Origin of the sequence: Bacteriovorax sp. DB6_IX (genome assembly GCF_000447775.1) — a bacterium.
Lineage (GTDB): Bacteria > Bdellovibrionota > Bacteriovoracia > Bacteriovoracales > Bacteriovoracaceae > Halobacteriovorax_A.
Map to the genome: position 1 here is coordinate 1 of NZ_AUNJ01000127.1, position 5,186 is coordinate 5,186.

Consider the following 5,186-nt stretch of genomic DNA (forward strand, 5'->3'; position numbering starts at 1 on the left):
TCAAAGTTGTGCAAACCCAGAAGACAGACAACTTGCTTTAAGCAATTACAATGTTTGTACAGAGAATAAGGCCATTGCAGATGATAACTTTACAACTCTTCGAGTTCTATTGAAGAATACATGTTTTAAAGGATCGGGAACTTTGGACCTAGGAAATAAACTACAGACTGAACTAGTTGAACTTTAATAAAAAAAGGGCCACGATCGTGGCCCTTGTTATTTCTACGCTTTTTTAATATTGATTGCCAATGTTTCATCATCAACTTTAAAGTCAACTTCACTTGCTTCACCAGCACTTAGAGAAACTGTTAATGTTTCTTTTGTAATGTAGTCAGCGTGAGTTTCAATTGCCTTCGCAAGTTTATCAGAAGCTTGATAAGTCACTTCAATTCTATCTTCAACATTTAGTCCAATATCCTTTCTTGTTCTTTGGATACGGTTAACAACTTCTCTGGCAAGACCTTCAAGGATGAGATCTTCCGTTAGATTTGTATCGATATCAATTGAAATAAATCTATTTGATAGGGCCTGTGTCCCTTCTTTTGCTTCACGGAAGATGAGAATATCTTCTGGTGCAAAAGTTTGACCACCAAGCTCTAGAGATCCTGTTTCTTCAAGTCTTAGAAGATCTTCTGTTTTAAGATTCTTAATCATTCCCATGAATTTTCCAAATTCTTTTCCAAGTCTCTTTCCTAGGACTGGAGAATTTGGTTTTGCAAAGAGAGTGATATACTTATCTTCTTCTACAGAGTACTCAACTTTCTTAACGTTAAGTTCCGTTTCAATATAAGACTCAAGTTTAGAAATTTCATCAAGTAGCTCTTGGTCTTTATGAATAACAGTTAGTCTTGCAAGTGGCGTCTTAACCTTGATTTGAACTTGGTTACGTTTTTGACGTCCAAGTAGGATAAGTTGTTGCATTCTATCTACTGCGTCTTCAAGAATTGGTTTGATCTTTGACTCATCTGCAACTGGATATTCCACGAGGTGGACAGACTCTGTTTGTTCATTTGAATCAAACTTCTTAAGCTCTTGGAAGATATGCTCTGAAAGGAATGGAGCAAATGGTGCCATCGCTTCAGTAACTTCTTTAAGAGTTAGGAAGAGAGTTGTGTATGCTTGTTTCTTATCATCAGTTAGGCCGTCTCCCCAGAATCTTGATCTGTTCAGACGAATATACCAATTTGTTAAGTCTTCAATAAAGTTGAATAGGGCAGGAACGACATTGTAGAGTTTGTACTCTTCCATTTCCTTAGCAATATTCTTCTTTAAAGTTTGAAGCTTTGAGATAACCCAGTTATCTGTAATATTTGTTCCCTCTGCTGCATCTTTGGCATAATTCCACCCATCTACTTCTGCATATGTTGAGAAGAACTTAAATGAGTTATACCAAGGAAGTAGAGCACGTCTTACCATGTCTTTTACACCGGCATCGGTAAATCTTTGCTCTTCACCTCTTACAAGACCTGAGTTGATGAGATAGAGCCTTAGAGCATCTGAACCAAATTTTTCCATGAGGATATCTGGAGCCGTAAAGTTTCTTAAAGACTTACTCATTTTCTTACCATCTTCAGCAAGAACGAGTCCGTTTACGATAACATTCTTAAATGCTGGCTTGTCAAAGAGTGCCGTTGAAAGAATTGTTAGGGTATAGAACCAACCACGAGTTTGATCGAGACCTTCTGCAATAAACTCAGCAGGGAAACCGTCTTTGAAAACATCTTCATTCTCAAATGGGTAGTGAAGTTGAGCATATGGCATAGAACCTGATTCAAACCAACAGTCGAAAACTTCTGTAATTCTCTTATATGTTCCTTCTTCTCCGTCACGTGTGAATGTGATGTCATCAACTGTTTCTCTGTGAAGGTCATCAATCATAACACCTGAATATTCGTGTAGCTCAGCAACTGAGCCAATACAGATAAGATTTCCTGTTTCATCGTTCTTCCAAACAGGAAGAGGTGTTCCCCAGACTCTATTTCTTGAAACGGCCCAGTCTCTTGCACCTTCTAACCATTTTCCAAAACGACCTTTCTTGATATGACCTGGAACCCAATTGATTTGATCATTTGAAGCGAGAAGTCTCTCTTTTATTTCTTCAACTTTCACGTACCAAGATGGAATCGTTCTATAAATAAGTGGAGTATCAGATCTGTAGCAGAACGGGTAACTGTGGACAATATTTCCATTGTCATAGAGATCCCCTCTGTCCTTAAGATCTTTGATGATATTTTTGTCAGCGTCTTTTACATATTGACCAGCGTAATCAGTGACATCTTTCGTAAATTCTCCGGCATCATTGAGTGGACAAACTTCAGCTGTCACACCGTGAGCTTTCATTACTCTATTATCATCTTCACCAAAAGCCGGGGCCTGGTGAACAATTCCTGTCCCGTTATCTGTTGTGACATAGTCATCTGTCATAACAGTGAAGGCACCTTCTGAAGATAGCTCTGCAAAATAAGGGAAGAGTGGCTCGTATTCAACACCTTTAAGTTCTGAACCTTTAAAAGAGTCACCGATTACTTCGAGATTTCTTTTCTTTGTATAGGCCTCAACTCTTGCTTCGGCCATGATGATAACTTTATTTTGATCATTGTCTTTGATTCTTACGTAATCGATATCGTCCCCAACACAGAGACCAAGGTTCGAAGGAAGTGTCCATGGAGTTGTTGTCCAAGCAGCAATGTATTCATCCTTTCCTTTTACTTTGAAGAGAACTGTAATAGCAGGATCTTGAACATCCTTATAATTCTGACCAGCTTCAAAGTTAGAGAGTACAGTTCCTAGGGCCGTCGAGTAAGGAACAACTTTTGTTCCTTGGTAGACATATCCTTTTTCCCAAAGACTTTTAAAGACCCACCAACATGACTCCATAAAAGAAGGGTCCATCGTTTTATAGTCATTTTCAAAATCAACCCAACGTCCAAGACGCTTAACAGTCTTTTCCCATTCTTTTGTATATGTCAGAACAATTGAACGACACTCATCTGAGTAACCCTTGATTCCAAGTTTTTCTAGAGCATCGTGCGCGCTTAGTCCTAATTTCTTATTAATTTCTTGCTCAATTGGAAGACCGTGAGTATCCCATCCAAATCTTCTTTGAACGTAACGTCCCTTCATTGTCCAATATCTAGGAACAATATCTTTTAGCGTTCCAGCGAGAAGGTGACCATGGTGTGGAAGACCTGTTGCAAATGGAGGCCCATCGTAGAAAATAAATGGCTCTTTTTCCTTAGTTTGTTCTAAAGATTTTTCGAAAATCTGATTTTCTTCCCAGAATTTTAGGACTTCATGTTCGCTTTCAACAAAAGAAAATTGGTTGTTTTCTTGGCTCATTTTTATTCCTTTTCCACAGCATGATTTAATAGGCCCAAATGGTAACACGTCTGCTACGCTTTGGCACCGTTTAGGGCGCAAATTTTGCCTGTTTTTAAGAGATAAGTGCTCTAAAGAAGAAGGATCAGCATAATCTTCCGAAAAGATAAGTGTGAAGAGCTTAATTTTAATCCTATTCTCCGTATTGTGCTTTGCAGAAGTCGATACTTTGTACCGAGGTCAGACGAAATCTCTGGTTGATTGGCAGGGGCTTGATGCCCAAGACTGGCTAAATCTAGGTAGTTGGAAGGAGGCCACCGCATTTAAATCGAAGGTCAAGTACTGGGAGGCCTTGCAAAGGATCCAAAAATTAAAGGAGCCTGTGGGAAGGGTTCTCTCGTGTCGAGGGGAGTGTCGACTCTTTCGTGATGCTGGGGAGCATCAAGTTCAGTATATGTCAGAGGTGATGGAAGCGGATGAGATTCTTACCTACAAAGATAGTTACCTTTGGGTTTTCCTCTATGATGGGACCCTTGTGAGGCTATCGCCTGAATCTTCCATGACTGTTAAGGAGATCAATATCTCTGATGAAAAAGTCTTCCTTCATGCAGACTTAATCTTGGTAATATTCTTTGGTTGTCGCGCTCTCAAAAAGATATTCAACCGCAGAAACTCAGAGAAACTGATGCGATCTTCTTTCCACTAGAAATTTATGAAGCGAACCCTCTTACTCGTGATGGGAATATTACGGTGACTCAATATCTGTTCGGGGATCAAGATGTTGTGACTGATCAGTACTTAAGAGTTAATGACTTTGTAAAAAAGAATAATAAAATTATTGATAAGAAAACAGAATCTCTCTTGGTTCTTCCTAACGCCACTATTTTTGGCGAGGGAATTAGTTTGGAGGCCTATGTTTCTATTGCCGGTGACAATTACTTTAAACTTAGAACTGAGGAAGAGCTCTTTCTAGAAGAGCCCGAAGCGATCACTGCCCAGGTCAATCTCAGGGGTTATGCCAATACGTCCAAAGAAACGATAGAAGCGGGAAGTTGGTACCGCGTCTCAATGCCTGCTAGAGATCTTGTACTCCATGATCCAAACCCTCATATGAATATAAATGAACTTATTACGAGAAGAATTCCATCGATCTATTATGCACGAGAGTTTATGTTTAATAAGTACTCTTCGGCTATTTTTGATAAGAAGATCACTCCTGAAGTTTTGGCAATGGACCATGGCTATAGAAAGTGGTCCAGTAAAGAAAATGACATGCGATTAGAATTTCTATGGAATTTTAGCCGTAAGCTAGAGACATCAAACTTAGCTGTAGCAAGTCGTTACAGGCAAGGAATCTTGAAAAAGCATTCATTAAAAGATAAAGAAGTAGTAAGGGTTGATTTCTTCGATAAGGCCTTATCTAAGTATTTAGAGCATGGTGAAGTTGATAGAGAGAAATTTTATAACCCGAAACGAAATAGTGAAAAGAAGAAATTCTGGAAGAGGATAAATGGAATTAGATCAAAAGCTTACTCTCGTACTGGCCTCGGGGAGTCCGAGAAGAAAGGAACTTCTGGGATGGATGAAAGTCCCGATGAAGGTTCGACCTTCTAGTCTTGAAGAAGTCACAGATAAAATACTTCCTGAAGAAGTTGTTGAAGATCTCGCAAAACTTAAAGGGCGAGATATTCTTAATCTCGAAATAGCTGAAGGGGAAAATCCTTTTATTGTCGCCTCTGATACAATTGTCTTTATCGATGAGACGATCCTGGGAAAACCAAAGAATAGAGAACATGCAAAAGAGATGCTGATGTCTTTATCAGGTAGAGAGCATCATGTTTATACTGCGGTTTACATGGCCACAAAAG

At 39.2% G+C, this 5,186-nt stretch carries 5 protein-coding genes; 4 read left to right on the forward strand and 1 reads right to left on the reverse strand.

The features are described from left to right. The coding region (locus tag M901_RS03960; protein ID WP_034720181.1) for a hypothetical protein at positions 1-187 on the forward strand (187 nt) is incomplete at its 5' end. 35 nt (positions 188-222) lie between these two features. On the opposite strand, the gene ileS is transcribed toward M901_RS03960, so the two are convergent. After that, positions 223-3,339: an isoleucine--tRNA ligase gene (ileS, locus tag M901_RS03965; protein WP_021276898.1), complete on the reverse strand. Its 3,117-nt coding sequence runs from the start codon at positions 3,337-3,339 to the stop codon at positions 223-225. Positions 3,340-3,490: 151 nt separating this feature from the next. Between ileS and M901_RS03970 the strand changes: the two genes are divergently transcribed. The 3 genes from M901_RS03970 to M901_RS03980 all read left to right on the forward strand — a co-directional run. After that, positions 3,491-4,024 carry a hypothetical protein gene (locus M901_RS03970; protein ID WP_021276897.1) on the forward strand — a complete coding sequence of 178 codons (534 nt, stop codon included), beginning with the start codon at positions 3,491-3,493 and terminating at the stop codon, positions 4,022-4,024. Beyond that, entirely contained in the window at positions 3,955-4,932 is a 978-nt protein-coding gene (locus M901_RS03975; RefSeq protein WP_157679813.1) for a hypothetical protein, read from the forward strand. The genes M901_RS03970 and M901_RS03975 overlap by 70 nt, the downstream gene beginning before the upstream one ends. Further along, positions 4,901-5,186: Maf family protein (locus M901_RS03980; protein WP_232422509.1), on the forward strand; the 286-nt coding region annotated here is incomplete at its 3' end. The genes M901_RS03975 and M901_RS03980, both read left to right, overlap by 32 nt.